The 15,424-nt window shown below is 66.9% G+C and carries 16 protein-coding genes; 6 read left to right on the plus strand and 10 right to left on the minus strand.

What is annotated here, in order from left to right; genetic code table 11:
* Positions 1-43: 43 nt before the first annotated feature.
* The 8 genes from AC1DVT_RS04575 to nrdH all read right to left on the minus strand — a co-directional run bounded on the left by AC1DVT_RS04575 (position 44) and on the right by nrdH (position 8,144).
* Positions 44-748, minus strand: coding sequence for a glycosyltransferase family 2 protein (locus AC1DVT_RS04575; protein ID WP_477386901.1), 705 nt, complete (start codon positions 746-748; stop codon positions 44-46).
* Complete coding sequence (locus tag AC1DVT_RS04580; RefSeq protein ID WP_477386903.1) at positions 745-2,112, minus strand: PIG-L family deacetylase; 1,368 nt, start codon at positions 2,110-2,112, stop codon at positions 745-747. Before AC1DVT_RS04580 ends, AC1DVT_RS04575 begins: the two co-directional genes overlap by 4 nt.
* Positions 2,112-3,140, minus strand: coding sequence for an acyl-CoA dehydrogenase (locus AC1DVT_RS04585; RefSeq protein ID WP_477386905.1), 1,029 nt, complete (start codon positions 3,138-3,140; stop codon positions 2,112-2,114). Before AC1DVT_RS04585 ends, AC1DVT_RS04580 begins: the two co-directional genes overlap by 1 nt.
* Before the next feature lie 337 nt (positions 3,141-3,477).
* Complete coding sequence (gene nrdF / locus AC1DVT_RS04590; protein WP_477386907.1) at positions 3,478-4,455, minus strand: class 1b ribonucleoside-diphosphate reductase subunit beta; 978 nt, start codon at positions 4,453-4,455, stop codon at positions 3,478-3,480.
* Positions 4,452-5,198: an NUMOD3 domain-containing DNA-binding protein gene (locus AC1DVT_RS04595; RefSeq protein WP_477386909.1), complete on the minus strand. Its 747-nt coding sequence runs from the start codon at positions 5,196-5,198 to the stop codon at positions 4,452-4,454. The genes nrdF and AC1DVT_RS04595 overlap by 4 nt, the downstream gene beginning before the upstream one ends.
* 87 nt (positions 5,199-5,285) lie before the next feature.
* A complete protein-coding gene (gene nrdE / locus AC1DVT_RS04600) occupies positions 5,286-7,442 on the minus strand; it encodes a class 1b ribonucleoside-diphosphate reductase subunit alpha (protein ID WP_477386911.1) in 2,157 nt (718 codons plus the stop codon).
* Complete coding sequence (gene nrdI / locus AC1DVT_RS04605) at positions 7,424-7,870, minus strand: class Ib ribonucleoside-diphosphate reductase assembly flavoprotein NrdI (RefSeq protein ID WP_477386913.1); 447 nt, start codon at positions 7,868-7,870, stop codon at positions 7,424-7,426. Before nrdI ends, nrdE begins: the two co-directional genes overlap by 19 nt.
* 40 nt (positions 7,871-7,910) lie before the next feature.
* A complete protein-coding gene (gene nrdH, locus AC1DVT_RS04610; protein ID WP_457099402.1) occupies positions 7,911-8,144 on the minus strand; it encodes a glutaredoxin-like protein NrdH in 234 nt (77 codons plus the stop codon).
* A gap of 422 nt (positions 8,145-8,566) precedes the next feature.
* Between nrdH and AC1DVT_RS04615 the strand changes: the two genes are divergently transcribed.
* The gene (locus tag AC1DVT_RS04615) at positions 8,567-9,730 is read left to right on the plus strand and encodes an MFS transporter (RefSeq protein WP_477386927.1); all 1,164 of its coding nucleotides are present in this window, start codon (positions 8,567-8,569) and stop codon (positions 9,728-9,730) included.
* Positions 9,731-9,788: 58 nt separating this feature from the next.
* Positions 9,789-10,676 carry an intradiol ring-cleavage dioxygenase gene (locus AC1DVT_RS04620; protein WP_477386915.1) on the plus strand — a complete coding sequence of 296 codons (888 nt, stop codon included), beginning with the start codon at positions 9,789-9,791 and terminating at the stop codon, positions 10,674-10,676.
* 6 nt (positions 10,677-10,682) lie between these two features.
* On the opposite strand, the gene AC1DVT_RS04625 is transcribed toward AC1DVT_RS04620, so the two are convergent.
* The gene (locus tag AC1DVT_RS04625) at positions 10,683-11,087 is read right to left on the minus strand and encodes a pilus assembly protein CpaE (RefSeq protein ID WP_457099400.1); all 405 of its coding nucleotides are present in this window, start codon (positions 11,085-11,087) and stop codon (positions 10,683-10,685) included.
* A gap of 54 nt (positions 11,088-11,141) precedes the next feature.
* Here AC1DVT_RS04625 and AC1DVT_RS04630 point away from each other — a divergent pair, with 54 nt between their 5' ends.
* Entirely contained in the window at positions 11,142-11,903 is a 762-nt protein-coding gene (locus tag AC1DVT_RS04630) for an alpha/beta fold hydrolase (protein WP_477386917.1), read from the plus strand.
* A 26-nt stretch (positions 11,904-11,929) separates the two neighbouring features.
* Here the strand turns inward: AC1DVT_RS04630 and AC1DVT_RS04635 are convergent, their stop codons facing one another.
* Positions 11,930-12,928, minus strand: coding sequence for a TIGR00341 family protein (locus AC1DVT_RS04635; protein ID WP_477386919.1), 999 nt, complete (start codon positions 12,926-12,928; stop codon positions 11,930-11,932).
* Positions 12,929-12,987: 59 nt separating this feature from the next.
* Between AC1DVT_RS04635 and AC1DVT_RS04640 the strand changes: the two genes are divergently transcribed.
* The 3 genes from AC1DVT_RS04640 to AC1DVT_RS04650 all read left to right on the plus strand — a co-directional run.
* Entirely contained in the window at positions 12,988-14,160 is a 1,173-nt protein-coding gene (locus tag AC1DVT_RS04640; protein ID WP_477386921.1) for an acyl-CoA dehydrogenase family protein, read from the plus strand.
* 121 nt (positions 14,161-14,281) lie between these two features.
* Positions 14,282-14,947: an FMN-dependent NADH-azoreductase gene (locus tag AC1DVT_RS04645; RefSeq protein WP_477386923.1), complete on the plus strand. Its 666-nt coding sequence runs from the start codon at positions 14,282-14,284 to the stop codon at positions 14,945-14,947.
* A 32-nt stretch (positions 14,948-14,979) separates the two neighbouring features.
* A partial coding sequence (locus AC1DVT_RS04650; RefSeq protein ID WP_477386925.1) for a DUF445 family protein occupies positions 14,980-15,424 on the plus strand: 445 nt, incomplete at its 3' end.

A 15,424-nucleotide genomic window follows, 5' to 3' on the forward strand; every position in this document is an offset into this window, starting at 1 on the left:
GCGTACCCTCAGTCCCCCATTGGCCCAGGCAACGTGCGAATGTCTACCGCAAGATCTCCGCCTGAGCGCGCAGATAGCCGGCGTACCCGGCGGGGGTTCGGCCGATGAAGCGTCCGGAGGTGAGCACCTCCGCCGTCGCGCTCGCGCGAAGGTTCGCACCGAGCAGCAGGCAGCGCCGCACAAGTTCGACGTCCTCGTGCTCCTCGACCGCCTCGAAACCGCCTGCGGCAGTGTAGGTGCTCGCGCGTATACCAAGGCTGGCACCATGGACATGCCCATTCGGAGTGCTGGAGGAATGCGTGCGCACCCAGTGTCGCTGGTGGCGTGGACTGAGGTCGGCGAAGTCGGGGCGGACTGTGCCGATGAAGACATCTGCGCCGGACGCTGCCAGCTCGCACTGTGCCACGATCCAGTTGGGAGGAACCGCGGAGTCCGCGTCGGTGTTCGCGATCCACACTCGCTGGGGCGGGATGTGACAAAGCTCCTGCATCGCCGCCTCGATGCCTCGTGCCCGCGCGTCGCCGACTCGCGCCGCCGAGATCGTCATGGTCGGGAACTGATGCGCCTCCGCGATCAGCCTCGACCCATCGGTGCAGCCGTCGAGCACGATCCGCACCACGCACCGGATGCCGCGGCGCGCGGCCGTCGCTGCGGCCACGCTGAGAGCGCTCAGGCACCGATCGAGCAGCTCCGCTTCGTTGTGCACCGGCACGGCCACGACCACCGTCGTCACGCCGGGAATCGTCACACCAGCCCCTCTCGTTGAGCGACCGAGCGGGCAGGGGTGCGACTGAACACCTCGAGAATGAAGTCCTTCTCCTCGTGGCGGACCGTGCTCTCCCAGGCGGCGCTTGCACGCAACGCGGCATGCACCTCCTCTCCTGTCTGCGGGTACTCCGCGACGGGGTGTCGCCAATGACAGGCCACGAGGCATCCGTCATCTGTCAGACAGCCCTCGATGAGGTGAATTGTGCGGGCCAGATCTGCGGTCGACAGGTAGTAGCCGACCTCCGAGAGCACGACGGTGTCGTACCTCCCACCAGGCCAGTCGTGCGGCACCTGACCTTGTACGAACGTCACGCGATCGTCGTCGACCCGCGCTCGGGCCGCATCAACGGCCGACTCGACCGGGTCGAGCGCGACGACCCGGGCGGCGCGGGCGGCGAGTTCTCGCGTGATGAGTCCCGTCGAGCAGCCGATCTCGAGCACATCGCCGATCTCCGCCTTCGGCAGCGACGCCATCAAGACGCTGCGCTTCCGCTGTTCGTACCACCGGGTCTCGAACCCCCAGGGATCCTCATGCCGTTCGTAGAACTCCTCGAACCACCCTGCGGTCATGGAGACCGCACTCCGCGCGGGCGGCTCGATGAGGAACAGCTCAACGCCGCGTTCGAAGTGCACGCGCATGTCGGCGTGCACCACCGCCTCATCGCCGGGGGCTGGGGAGAGCGGTGCGATCTGGGACGCGTGTCGGTCGATGGCCGCCTGCTTGGACGCGACCTCGTCCGCCGTGAGCGTCAGCATCTGCGCGGACCCCCACGGCACATCATCGGGTGCGCCCCAATGCCACAGCCAGATCGGGTATCCCACGTGACGGATGCCACGCGCGTCGCAAACTCGGGCGACCGCCTCCGCCGCGACCCGGTGATCGCGGTGGCCGTCGCCCGACCATGGGGCCACTACGAGCAGGTCGCCACCGCGACCCTCGTGACGGTCGAGAGCCTCTGCGATCGCCTCGACCAGGCGGTCGCTGTGCTCGCGCAGAGCACCATCGGGGATCCCCAGGAAGTGCAGGCGCGTGCCTTCGGCGAGGCTGGCGACGGCGCGCTCGACTTCCGACCGGCGCAGGGTGGCGATCTGCTCCCGAGTGTGGGTCGGTGACGCCGGATGCGACGCTTCGCCGTCGGTCGCTACGATCACCGTGACGCGGCCTCCGCGCCGGTGCACCCGGCGGATGAGTCCCGCAGCACCCAGCGTCTCATCGTCTGGGTGCGCAGCCACGACGATGAGCCCATCGACGGGCATGTGCAGTTCGGGGCCCTGCAGGGTTCGCGGATCGCCGCGCCACACCGCTTCAGGCGTTCCTGCATCCAGATGGCTGAACGTGGGCATCACGAGTCCGCAGCCACGAGCAGCCGGCCGATGCGCGCGGCATCGCGCAGGCCGTGGTGCTGCCGCAGATACAGATGCAGATCCGCCACCCGCCGGGCATGGTCCTCGTCCTTGACGAGGGGACCTGGGCCGAGCGCGGCATCCGCCTCGGCGAGCGTCAACGTGGCGGCGTCGACGACCACGGCCCGTACGCGCTCCGCCAGAATCCGCTCATCCAGCTGTGAAGGAACGCCCCGGTCGATCAGGTCCGCGGCCTCGGCGAGCGTGGCGCGCGCGGCCCACAGTGCGGCATCCACACGGCCCAGATGAACCAGGGCGAGCTGGTCTGCGCGCTGCGATCGCGCTGGCTCGAGGAGCGCACTCGCGACTCCCCGCGCCGCCCCCCACCAGCACGCGGCGACTGACATCCCGCCCCACGAGAAACCCGGGCGCGACAGGTACCACCCTGGCTCTCCGACCGGAACTGCCGCGACGTCTTCGAAGTCGACCGGACCGCTGACCACGTGCGGCAATCCGCGCGCGAACCACTCGTTCCCCCGKGGATGCACACCCGGCCCGCGCAAATCCACGGCGAACAGCTGCCGATGGGACTCGTCGATGAACGCCGTCACCAGAGCATGCGAGAGCTCACCGGCGAGCGAGCACCACGGCTTCGACCCCCGCAGCACCCACCCTGTCCCGGTGCTGATCGCCTCGAGCCGCGCGTCGCCTGACTCCGCCGCGAACACGCCCCATGAGGAATCACCGTCTGCGGCGACCCGCTCGAGTTCCCACGGATCCCGGTGACGAAACAGATCCGTCCCCGCCTGGTGCAGGATGCTGAGCGCGTCGAGATGCGGCTCGAGCATGCGCGCCGCCGACACATTCCGCATCGCCACCCCCGCCAGCAGTTCCCACAACCGCTTCGTCTGGCCATCGCCGACCAACGGAGCACGCCGCCCCACGACGACACACCAYTCGAGCGTGCCCGCGACATCCGTCCCCAGCATGGCTTCATGCTTCGCCAAGGCGAGAGCCGCGGTGAGCATGGAATCGTCGTCAGCGACAGGACTCAGCGCACCGGCGACCGTGGCCGCGCCCGGTGTGGATGTGCGGCTTTCGGCGCGAGCACGGGAATTCCCGGATGCGATCATCGGGCGTACCTCCCCCTCGACGGTAACCGCGCGGCTGCCCGCCGCCGGGGCCCTTGACAGATCCGTCCAGCTCCTGACGAGCGAATCGCCTGACGGTCTCATCTGGACCATGCCGTCCATTGATGTCCTCCGTTGTCTCAATGTGGAGGCACGAAAAGAGCCCCGAACCTGCAGTTCTCTGCAGATCCGGGGCTCAAGGTGGGCCCGTTGGGGCCGTCCGAGTTCTGGGACTCTAGAAGTCCCAGTCCTCGTCTTCCGTGGCGACGGCCTTGCCGATGACGTACGACGAACCCGAACCAGAGAAAAAGTCGTGATTCTCATCCGCGTTCGGCGAGAGCGCGGACAGGATCGACGGGTTCACATTCGTGACGGATGCCGGGAACATCGCCTCGTAGCCCAGGTTCATGAGGGCCTTGTTGGCGTTGTAGTGCAGGAACTTCTTGACATCCTCGGTGAGGCCGACGCTGTCGTAGAGGTCCTGCGTGTACTGCACCTCGTTGTCGTACAGCTCGTAGAGCAGCGAGAACGTGTAGTCCTTGATCTCGTCGCGCTTCTCCTGCGAGACCTTCTCGAGGCCCTTCTGGAACTTGTAGCCGATGTAGTACCCGTGCACGGCCTCGTCGCGGATGATGAGGCGGATGAGGTCAGCCGTGTTCGTGAGCTTCGCCCGCGACGACCAGTGCATCGGCAGGTAGAAGCCGGAGTAGAAGAGGAAGCTCTCGAGCAGGGTCGATGCGACCTTGCGCTTGAGCGGCTCGTCACCCCGGTAGTACTCCATGACGATGGATGCCTTCTTCTGAAGGTTCGGGTTCTCAACGGACCAGCGGAAGGCCTCGTCGATCTCCTTCGTCGAGCACAGCGTGGAGAAGATCGACGAGTACGACTTGGCGTGCACCGACTCCATGAAAGCGATGTTCGTGTACACCGCCTCTTCGTGCGGCGTGATCGCATCCGGGATGAGGGATACCGCGCCCACCGTGCCCTGGATCGTGTCGAGCAGCGTCAGACCGGTGAACACGCGCATCGTCAGCAGCTGCTCGTCGGGCGTCAGGGTGTTCCACGACTGGATGTCATTGGACAGCGGGATCTTCTCCGGCAGCCAGAAGTTGTTGACGAGGCGGTTCCACACGTCCACATCCTTCTCATCTTCAATGCGGTTCCAGTTGATCGCCTGCACGTGGCTGAGCAGCTTGAGCGGTTGAGGGGTCATGATCGGTTCTCTCCTGTGTCAGCGGACCGCTGATCGTCGATGCAGTGACGGCATGTCTCTTTAAACACGCCCTTGTTTGTGTGGTGACGGGTATGGGCGCTTCGAACACTCGAGGGCATCGCCCGACCCTTGCGAACCGCCGACATCTTGGCACGCGTCTCTTCACTAGCGGATTTGCCGAAGTTCGGGTTGTTCTCGCCCCGGCGCATCTCGGACAGCCGCTCTCGCGAGTCAGCACTCATTGTGCGACCGAATGAAGGATGGGCAGACCCGAACTTGCCGAAGTTCGGATTAGCCGCGCCTGTATTCATCCCCTTGCGGGCATCAGACCAGCGAGCCTTCTGCTCGTCCGTGTGAGATCGTCCCCACATCGGATTGTCGGGTCCGCGCAAGGGGTTGGGATGAGTTGTACCTCGCGTTCGGTCCCCGACCGCTCGACGCTGCGCCTCGGACCACACGTAGCCGCGTGGCCCAAGCCCCCCTTCCGTCAGATTGAGCAATTGATGACCCTGAGCGCGAAGCTCCGCGATCCATCGTTGCTCAGCCCGTCCGAGTTCCTCCAGATCGTCGCTCATCACCAGTTCGAGCGACTGGAAGAAGACGTCTTCGCGCGACTGCCGCTTACGCAGYCAGTCAGCGAAGGGAGTCTTCACACCACGTTCTGCATTCTTGAAGTGCTCGGACCGACGACGAAGGATTGTTTTCGTTGTCAAGCCGACGTATCTGAATTCAGTCGAAGACATCTCTCGGACGCCGTAGATCGACCCGACAAAGGGCGACCACGACCCGGAGTTGGCGCTGCTCGACGACATCGATTTCTCGGGACTCGACTAGAGCATGYAGCTGACGCAGGAATCAAGCTCGGTACCCTCGAGCGCCATCTGCCGCAGGCGGATGTAGTAGATGGTCTTGATGCCCTTGCGCCACGCGTAGATCTGCGCCTTGTTGATGTCGCGGGTGGTCGCGGTGTCCTTGAAGAACAGCGTGAGCGAGAGCCCCTGATCGACGTGCTGCGTGGCCTCGGCGTACGTGTCGATGACCTTCTCGAAGCCGATCTCGTAGGCGTCTTCGTAGTACTCCAGGTTCTCGTTCGTCATGAACGGCGCCGGGTAGTAGACGCGACCGAGCTTGCCTTCCTTGCGGATCTCGATCTTCGACGCGATCGGGTGAATCGACGACGTCGAGTTGTTGATGTACGAGATCGACCCCGTCGGCGGCACGGCCTGCAGGTTCTGGTTGTAGATGCCGTGCTGCTGGATGCTCGCCTTCAGCGCGGCCCAGTCCGCCTGCGTCGGGATCGGGATGCCGCCGAACAGGTCCTTGACCTTCTCGGTCTTCGGCTCCCAGGCCCGGTCGAGGTACTTGTCGAAGAACTCCCCCGAGGCGTACGTCGAGTCCGCGAACCCGTCGAACGCCTGCCCGCGCTCGATGGCGATGTTGTTCGACGCCCGCAGCGCGTGGAACAGCACCGTKTAGAAGTAGATGTTCGTGAAGTCCAGGCCCTCTTCCGAGCCGTAGTGCACGTGCTCGCGGGCGAGGTAGCCGTGCAGGTTCATCTGCCCGAGCCCGATGGCGTGCGAGCGGTCGTTGCCGTCCTCGATGGAGCGCACCGACGTGATGTGGCTCTGGTCGCTGACCGCCGTGAGCGCGCGGATCGCGGTCTCGACCGTGCGGCCGAGGTCGCCGCCGTCCATCGCCAGCGCGATGTTCATCGAGCCGAGGTTGCACGAGATGTCCTTGCCGATGCCGGCGTAGGAGAGGTCCTCGTTGTAGGTGGTCGGGGTGTTGACCTGGAGGATCTCCGAACACAGGTTGGACATGTTGATCCGCCCCTTGATCGGGTTGGCCTTGTTCACCGTGTCTTCGAACATGATGTACGGGTAGCCCGACTCGAACTGGATCTCGGCGAGGGTCTGGAAGAACTCCCGTGCGTTGATCTTCGTCTTCTTGATCCGCGCGTCGTCGACCATCTCGCGGTACTTGTCGGTGACCGAGATGTCGCCGAACGGCACGCCGTAGACGCGCTCGACGTCGTACGGCGAGAACAGGTACATGTCCTCGTCGTTGCGCGCGAGCTCGAAGGTGATGTCGGGGATCACGACGCCGAGCGAGAGCGTCTTGATGCGGATCTTCTCGTCCGCGTTCTCGCGCTTGGTGTCGAGGAAGCGCAGGATGTCGGGGTGGTGCGCCGAGAGGTACACCGCGCCCGCGCCCTGGCGTGCGCCGAGCTGGTTGGCGTAGCTGAAGCTGTCTTCGAGGAGCTTCATGACGGGGATGATGCCGCTGGACTGATTCTCGATCTGCTTGATCGGTGCGCCGGACTCGCGGATGTTCGACAGCAGCAGCGCCACGCCGCCGCCGCGCTTGGACAGCTGCAGCGAGGAGTTGATGCCGCGGGAGATCGACTCCATGTTGTCTTCGATGCGCAGCAGGAAGCACGAGACGAGTTCGCCGCGCTGCGCCTTGCCGGTGTTGAGGAAGGTCGGGGTCGCCGGCTGGAAGCGGCCGGCGATGATCTCGTCGACGAGCTCGATCGCGAGGCTCTGGTCGCCGTCGGCGAGACCGAGCGCGGTCATCACGACCCGGTCTTCGAACCGCTCGAGGTAGCGCTTGCCGTCGAAGGTCTTCAGCGTGTAGCTCGTGTAGTACTTGAACGCTCCGAGGAACGTGTCGAAGCGGAACTTCTTGCCGTACGCGCGGTCGTTGAGCTGCTGGATGAACTCGTGCGGGTACTTCGCGAGGACGGCGGGCTCGTAGTACTCCTTCTCGACGAGGTAGTCGAGACGCTCCTTGAGCGAGTGGAAGAACACCGTGTTCTGGTTGACGTGCTGGAGGAAGTACTCCTGCGCGGCGCGCTTGTCGGCCTCGAACTGGATCTTGCCGTCCGGGCCGTACAGGTTGAGCATCGCATTGAGGGAGTGGTAGTCCATCCCCTCGAACCGCGACTCGGTCTTGAAGCTCGTGTCCTTCAGTGCTGATTCCACCATCGTTCCAATCCGTCGCTCACGCGATCGATGTCTTCCGGCGTGCCGAACAGTTCAAGCCGATACAAGTGCGGCACACGGCACTTGCGACTGATGATGTCGCCGGCGAGACAGAACGACTCGCCGAAATTTGTGTTGCCTGCGGAGATCACTCCCCGCAGCAGGCTCCGGTTTCCCTCGTCGTTGAGGAAGCGGACGACCTGCTTGGGAACCGCGCCGTGCTCTTCGCCCCTGCCCTGGCCCCCGCCGTAGGTGGGGGTCACCAGGACATACGGCTCATCGACGACCAGAGCCGGCCGCGATCCCCGTTCCGGGCTTTGGAGCGGAATCCGTCGCGCCGGCAGTCCCAGCTTCTCGATGAATCGGGCGGTGTTGCCCGAGACACTCGAGAAGTAGACCAGGAGCGGTGCCTGTGTTGCGAGTGCGGTCACATTTCACCCCCCGGTTCCTGAGCCCGTCGAAGGGCGAAACCTAGGCCAGACGGGCTGCGAGCTCGTCGATCTTGTCGGGACGGAAGCCGGACCAGTGGTCGCCGTCCGTGATGACGACTGGCGCCTGAAGGTAGCCGAGCGCCTTCACCTGCTCGAGCGCGGCAGGATCTGCCGAGAGGTCGAGAACCTCGTATTCGATGCCCTTCGAGTCCAGTGCACGATACGTCGCCGTGCACTGCACGCACGAAGGCTTTGTGTAGACCGTGATCGCCATAAAGATCCGTTCTCCCTCACGTCCGGTGTTGTTCCGGCGGTTCCCCCCACCGGGAGTCCAATACTACATATGGGTACCGACATTGGGTAGCACCACAAGGGCTAGTAGTTACATCCGTGTAGTTTTCCACCGCTCTCCTCAGATACAACACAGGTTGTCCACCGTTTCATCCACAGGGAGAGCTCGGATTCGAAGTCTGGAAAACCCCTGAAACACGGCGGAATCGGATGCCGCGGCCACATCCATCCACAGGCCGACGGTATTGCGGGCCTCCGACATCCGATCTGCCTGTGGAGAGATGTACGGGCGTGTCGCGGGCATCGACGGCGTGTCGCTCCCCGGTGCGCGGGCGATAGCGTGGACGGGTGGCAGGTGGCAACGCGGGGTACCGGGATCTGCTGAAGACGCCGGGCGTCGGGCGCATCATCGCGGCCCAGCTGACGGCGCGGTTCCCCGCCGGCATGACGAGTCTCGCCCTCCTGCTGCACATCGAGCAGGTCACCGGGTCGTACGGAGCCGCCGGGCTGGTGCTGGCCGCGACATCCGTCGGCCAGGCCATCGCCGGCCCCGTCACGAGCCGCTGGATGGGCCGTTGGGGCATGCGGCCCGTGCTCACGACCACGATGCTTATCTGCGCGGCGACCCTCACGCTCATCGCGTTGGTCCAACTTCCGCTGCCGGGCTACATGGCGCTCGGCGTGGTCGCGGGGCTGTCCACTCCTCCCGTCCAGTCGGCTGTCCGCACGATCTACCCGAAGATGGTCAACTCGCGGCAGCTGACGCCGCTGTTCTCGCTCGATGCCAGCCTGCAGGAGATCATCTGGATCATCGCGCCGGTGCTCACCACCTTTGTCGCGACGCAGATCGGCACGGTCCAGGCGCTCCTGCTGATCGTCGTCATCCTCATCGGCGGGGGGCTGTGGTTCATCCTCTCCCCCGAGGTCGGGCGCGTGCGCATCCCCCGCAGCCGGCGCAGCATCGGCAAAGTCCTCACCAAGCCCGCTGTGCTGCTCGCGACGGTCATCGGGTTCCTCCTCATCGGCGCGTGCGCCGCGGTGGAGGCGGGCGTCGTCGCGACGTTCGGCCATGAGGGCATCGAGGCCGGGGTCGTGCTGGCCCTGTTCTCGGTGGGAAGCCTCGCCGGCGGCCTCACCCTCGGCCACATCCCGATCGGTCCATGGGCGATGGCCCGGCGCCTCGCGATCGTCGCAGGGGGCCTCGCCCTGACGATGATCTCGCTGAATGCATGGTGGCTGGGCGGCACACTCATCATCGCGGGCATCGGCATCGCCCCGGCCCTCGCGGTGCTGTTCGCGATGACGTCGGCGAGCGTCAAGTTCAGCGACACGGCCGAAGCCTTCGGGTGGGTCGGCACCGGGCAGCTCATCGGGGCAGCGGCCGGCTCGGCGATCGCCGGCTTCCTGATCGACGGCGTCGGCCCCCAGGGTGCGTACGCGGCGGCCACTGGCTTCGCCGTGGTCGGCGTCCTCGTCGCGGTGGTCTTCGTGCGCAGCTTCCCCGACCTGCGCGGGCGCGATCCGAGCCCGATCCCCGACACCGAACCCGTCGGCACCATCATCACCTGACACGATCGCCACAGTTCGCCCATAGCGCTCGCATAGCCGGCACGGCTTGCATGTCGTCATGACGAACGAAGAACGCTGGGTCGATGAGCACGGCGATGTCATCGACGAGGACCACCGCGGCCTCGTCTACGACGTCCAGACGATGATCAACCGCCGCCGGGCACTCGGAATCTTCGGCGGTGTGGCGCTGACGTCGCTGCTGGCCGCTTGTGGCGTCAAGACGGAGGATGCCGCGGCCACCCCCGCCGCGAGCACCTCGCCCACCACCCCGAGTTCGGCCTCGCCGAGCCCGTCGCCCACGGCGGCTGCGGCATCCGGTCCCCTCACCGAGGTGCCCGACGAGACCGGCGGGCCCTATCCAGGCGACGGGTCGAACGGCGTCGACGTGCTCGACGACTCCGGGATCGTGCGCAGCGACATCCGCTCGAGCTTCGGATCGTCGACGACCGTCGCAGAAGGAGTTCCGCTCACTGTCGCGCTCACCGTGCGAGACGCCGCTACCGGCGCGGCGCTCGCGGGCCGCGGCGTCTACATCTGGCACTGCGACCGGGACGGCGACTACTCGCTCTACAGCCGCGGGGTCGAGAACGAGAACTACCTGCGCGGCGTGCAGGCGACCGACGCGAACGGCACAGTCACCTTCACGACGATCTATCCCGCCTGCTATTCGGGGCGCTGGCCGCACATCCACTTCGAGGTGTATGCGGATGTCGCCACCGCCGTCGCATCGGGGCCCATCGTCAAGACGAGCCAGATCGCCCTGCCCGCCGAGACCAACAGCGCGGTGTACGCGACGGCGGGTTACGAGCAGAGCGTGCGCAACGTCGCCCAGATCTCGCTGCAGAGCGACAACGTCTTCGGCGACGACGGCGGGATCCACCAGATCGCAACGATGAGCGGGTCGGTCGGCGCGGGATACGCGGCAGCGCTCACCGTCGGGGTCTGAGCCCGATCAGGCGATGCGCCGCAGCAGCTCCAGCACGGCGAGCGCGTACGCGTCCTCGGGCTGGGGGTGCTCGAAGGTCAGCGACTCACCGCGAACCTCGATCTCGACCTCGTGGGTGTCGGCGCTGCGTCGGAGCGCCCGGAAGGTGCCGCGCAGCAGTTCGCGCAGCTGGTCTTCCCGAGGAAGCCAGAGCGCGTCCTCGAGCGCGACCGAGTCCAGAGCCCACTCGGTCGTGCCGTTGAAGGCGAGGATCTTCCCGGTCGGGTACTCGCGCGGCTCGATGGTCATCTCGCTCACGGTGAAGACGTCCGCCTCGAATTCGGGCTCGTCCAGCTGGAACCGGTCGCCCGACCGCGGGTGCCACACGAGTCCGGCGTCCCGCAGGGAGACGGCCAAGTCCGATGAGATCATGACGACCATCTTCCTGCCGCCGAGACCACCGCGGGGTCGCAATAGGCTGAATCCATGCCTGCACCCGTGACCCTCCCGCGCCTGGCGTGGGGCGATCCTTCCTCACAGCGCCGTGCCCTGCTCGTCCACGGGCTGGGCTCCAATGGCGCACTGATGTGGCGGTACGGCGTCGCGCTGGCCGACGACGGCTGGTACGCCGCGGCCGTCGATCTGCGCGGGCACGGCACCGCGCCGCGCGCGCTCGACTACACGATCGCCGCGTACGCCGCCGACCTCGCCGCGACGGCCCCCGCGGACGCCGAGCCGTGGGACCTCGTGATCGGGCACTCGCTCGGCGGAGCGGCCTCGACGGCCGCTGCGGCGACGCACCCGGCCTGGACCCGGCGGCTGATCCTCATCGACCCGGGCATCCACCTGAACGCCCACGACCGGCAGGTCGTGCGCGAGAGCCAGGAGGCGTCGTTCGCCGATCCGTCCCAGGCGGCGGTGCGCCGCGATCATCCGGCGTGGCACGAGCACGACATCGAGTTGAAGGCGCTCTCCGCACAGCAGGCGAGCCGATGGGCCGTGGAGCAGACCAGCGCCCAGAACGAGCCATGGGACGTGCGGGCGGATGCCGCAGCCCTGCGCATGCCGACGCATGTCATCGGCGCCGATCCCGCGGTCTTCTCGATCTTCACCGGGCGTCTCGCCCATGAGGTGATCGCCGCCAACCCGCTGATCACCATGTCGGTGGTGCCCGGCGCCGGTCACTCCCCGCACCGAGACAAGCCCGAGGCGACGATGGCTTTGCTGAGGGCGGCGCTCGCCGGCTGAGCCGGGGCATCCGTCGTCATGCTCAGCTACTGAATGACGTGCTCCACCCCCTGGCCGACGTCGATGACGACACCGACGTAACTCGGGATCGCGGTCGAGAGGGCCTGCTGCAGATCGTCGGTCGCCGGCACCTCCCCGTCATCGGTCGTGATGTCGACTGTCGCGGTCAGCCCGCTCCACTGCACCTCGTAGACGCGGGCGCCCGCCTCCTCCTTCGGCCAGTCGACCGCGACCTGCTGGATGGTCACCGACCACCGCGCGATGGCGATCGAGATGATCGAGTTGGCGGCCAGCGGGATCGCGATGATCAGCGCGAGCACCGTGACGACGATGTAGGCACGGCGCCGGTTGGCCACAGGTGAGGATCCGGGGTCGCGGGCATAGCCGCCCATCGTGAAGACGATGCTCCCCGCGATCACGAGGGCGACGACGTTGGAGAGGAAGAGCACCAGCGCGCCGAGGGCATCGCTCCACAGCCCCTGGCCTACGCACACCCCGACCACCCCGAGGGGCGGAACGAGCGAGATCGAGATCGCGACCCCGGGGAGCACCGCGCTGAGATCCTTGCGGCACATGGCGAAGCCGCCTGCCAACCCGGTCGCCAGGGCCGCGATCAGGTCCATGAGACTCGGCGACGTGCGCCCCAGCACCTGCGAGTTGGTGGCAAGGCTCTCGGGCGTCGCCACGAAGACCGCGAACAGCAACCCCAGCACGACGACGATCACCAGTCCGGCGAGCACCCACGCGATCGAGCGCAGCACGAGCTGGAGGTGACCGGTGACGATGCCGAGGGCGATCCCCAGGATCGGCGTGCCGAGCGGCGCGATGATCATGGCGCCGATGACGGTGGCGGTCGAGTCGGCGAGCACGCCCGCGATGGCGATCGTCCCCGCGAGCGTCAGCATGATCAGGAAGCCGGTGCGCTTGCTGACCTTGTCGCCATAGCTCAGGTCGAGGGCGTCGTGGAGCGCCTCGACGGACTGCCGCTGCGAAGGAGGGATCAGGGTCTGGGTCAGACGGGACATATCGACTCCTCGACGACTGCGTGGGCCCATCGTGGCATGCCGCGGTCGAGAATGGAGAGGTGAGCGACTTCGATCCGGCCAGCATCCTCCCCGACGACCTGCTCGACCGCTTCCGCGAGCGCGCGGCCGTGCACGATCGCGAGAACACCTTCCCGCACGAGGACCTCGCCGAGCTCACGGCGGCCGGGTACCTCGCGATCCTCGCGCCGCAGGAGCTCGGCGGCGGCGGACTCGGGCTGGCCGAGGCATCCGTCCTCCAGCAGCGGCTCGCCGGCGCGGCACCGGCGACCGCCCTCGCAATCAACATGCATCTCGTGTGGACCGGAGTCGCGAAAGTGCTCGCCGACCGCGGCATCGACGCGCTCCGCTTCGTACACGAGGGCGCCGTCGCCGGCGAGGTGTTCGCCTTCGGCATCAGCGAGGCCGGCAACGATCTGGTGCTCTTCGGAAGCGATACGGATGCCGCGCCCGCCGCGGACGGGTCCTACACGTTCACCGGCACCAAGATCTTCACCTCGCTCGCCCCGGTGTGGACCCAGCTCGGCCTGCACGGCCTGGACACCACATCGCCCGACGCGCCGAAGCTCGTCTACGCGTTCGTTCCGCGCTCGGAGGAAGACGCCGGGAGGGTCGTGACCCGCGACGACTGGGACACCCTCGGGATGCGGGCGACGCAGTCGCGCACCACCGAGCTGCGCGGCGCCGTCGCGTCCGCAGGCCGCGTCGTGCGGCGGATCGACCCCGGACCCAACCCCGACCCGATCGTGTTCGGCATCTTCAGCGTGTTCGAGCTGCTGCTCGCCTCGGTCTACACCGGGATCGCGCGCCGCGCGCTCGACCTCGCGGTCGAGACCGCGGGCAGGCGCCGGTCGAAGAAGACGGGCCTGGCGTACAGCCAGGACCCCGACATCCGCTGGCGCATCGCCGACATGGCGCTCGCCTACGACGCCCTCCCCCCGCAGCTGTCGTCGCTGTGCCGCGACGTCGACGAGCGCGGCGATCACGGCGCGAAGTGGTTCGCGCTGCTCGCCGGAGTGAAGCACCGCGCGGTCACGACGGCGAAGGCGATCGTCGATGACGCGGTGCTCGTCGCCGGCGGGTCGTCGTACTTCGCGGGCTCGGAGCTCAGCCGCCTTTACCGCGATGTGCTCGCCGGACTGTTCCATCCGTCCGACCCGGAATCGGCGCACTCGACGGTCGCCTCCGCGTGGCTCGGGCCGCTCGAGAACTGAATGCGTCGACACCCTTCCTGCGGAATGCAGTAAGTCGATAGAGTCTGGCCAACCGGGGAGCTCCGTGTCCGGGTTGTACTCGCCACCTCGCCCGCGCCACACCACCCCGAAACAGGCACCAATGAAGCTGCTCCACATTGTCGCGACCCCGCGATCCAATGGCTCCAACACCCTCCGGATCGCGAACTCCTTCCTGGAGGCCTCACGTGAGGCGGATCCGTCTCTGGAGGTCGACACCGTCGACCTGTTCAACGAGGACCTGCCGGCGGTCGCCGGCCAGAACATCGAGGCGAAGTACGGCCTGCTGATGGGGCAGCCCATCGACCGTCACCACGCGGAGTCGTGGGGCGGGATCGAGCGCGAGATCAACCGGTTCCTCTCGGCCGACGGATATGTGATCACCGCTCCGATGTGGAACTTCTCGGTGCCCTACGCCTTGAAGTACTACATCGACTGCATCGTGCAGCCCGGCTATCTGTTCCGGTTCAACGAGATCGGCTATCCGGTGCCGCTCATCGCAGGAAAGAAGATGGTCATCATCTCGAGCTCCGGAAGCGACTTCTCCGCGTCGAGCCCGGCCAAGGATGCCAACTTCCTGGAGCCCTACCTGCGCACGGTCTTCGGCTTCGTCGGGATCACCGACATCACCGTCGTCCACGCCCACGCACAGGACGTGCCCGGCGGGATCAGCGACCTCGAATTCGCCCGCGCCACCGCCGAGGCCCGGCAGCTCGCGGCGGACTTCGAATGGGACGCCGATCTGGAGGCTGACGCCATCTCCGCCTGACCCGGTGCGCGAACGCGTGCGAGGATGACGGGATGGCCCCCACCCCCACGGCGCTGCTGAGTCCGGCAGATCAGGAGCGCCGACGCGGCCTGCGGGTCATGAAGGGCGTCGCGTTGGGCGCGCTCGTCGGCATGGCCGTCGTGTTCGCGGTCGCGTTCGCCTTCGAGGAGCAGGTGCCCGCGCTCGCCTACGTCCGGGCCGCCGCCGAAGGCGGCATGGTCGGCGCGCTCGCCGACTGGTTCGCGGTGACAGCGCTGTTCCGGCGTCCGCTCGGCATCCCGATCCCGCACACCGCGATCATCCCCAACCGCAAGGACGAGATCGGCCGCACCCTCGGCGAGTTCGTCGAGACCAACTTCCTCTCCGGCGAGGTGGTGCGCACCAAACTCGAGACGACGCCGATCGCCGCGCGCACCGGCGCGTGGCTGCGGATGCCGGTGCACGCGGAGCGGGTCGGAGCCGAGGCATCCGTCATGG

The organism is Microbacterium sp. P2_F9, from assembly GCF_056403635.1.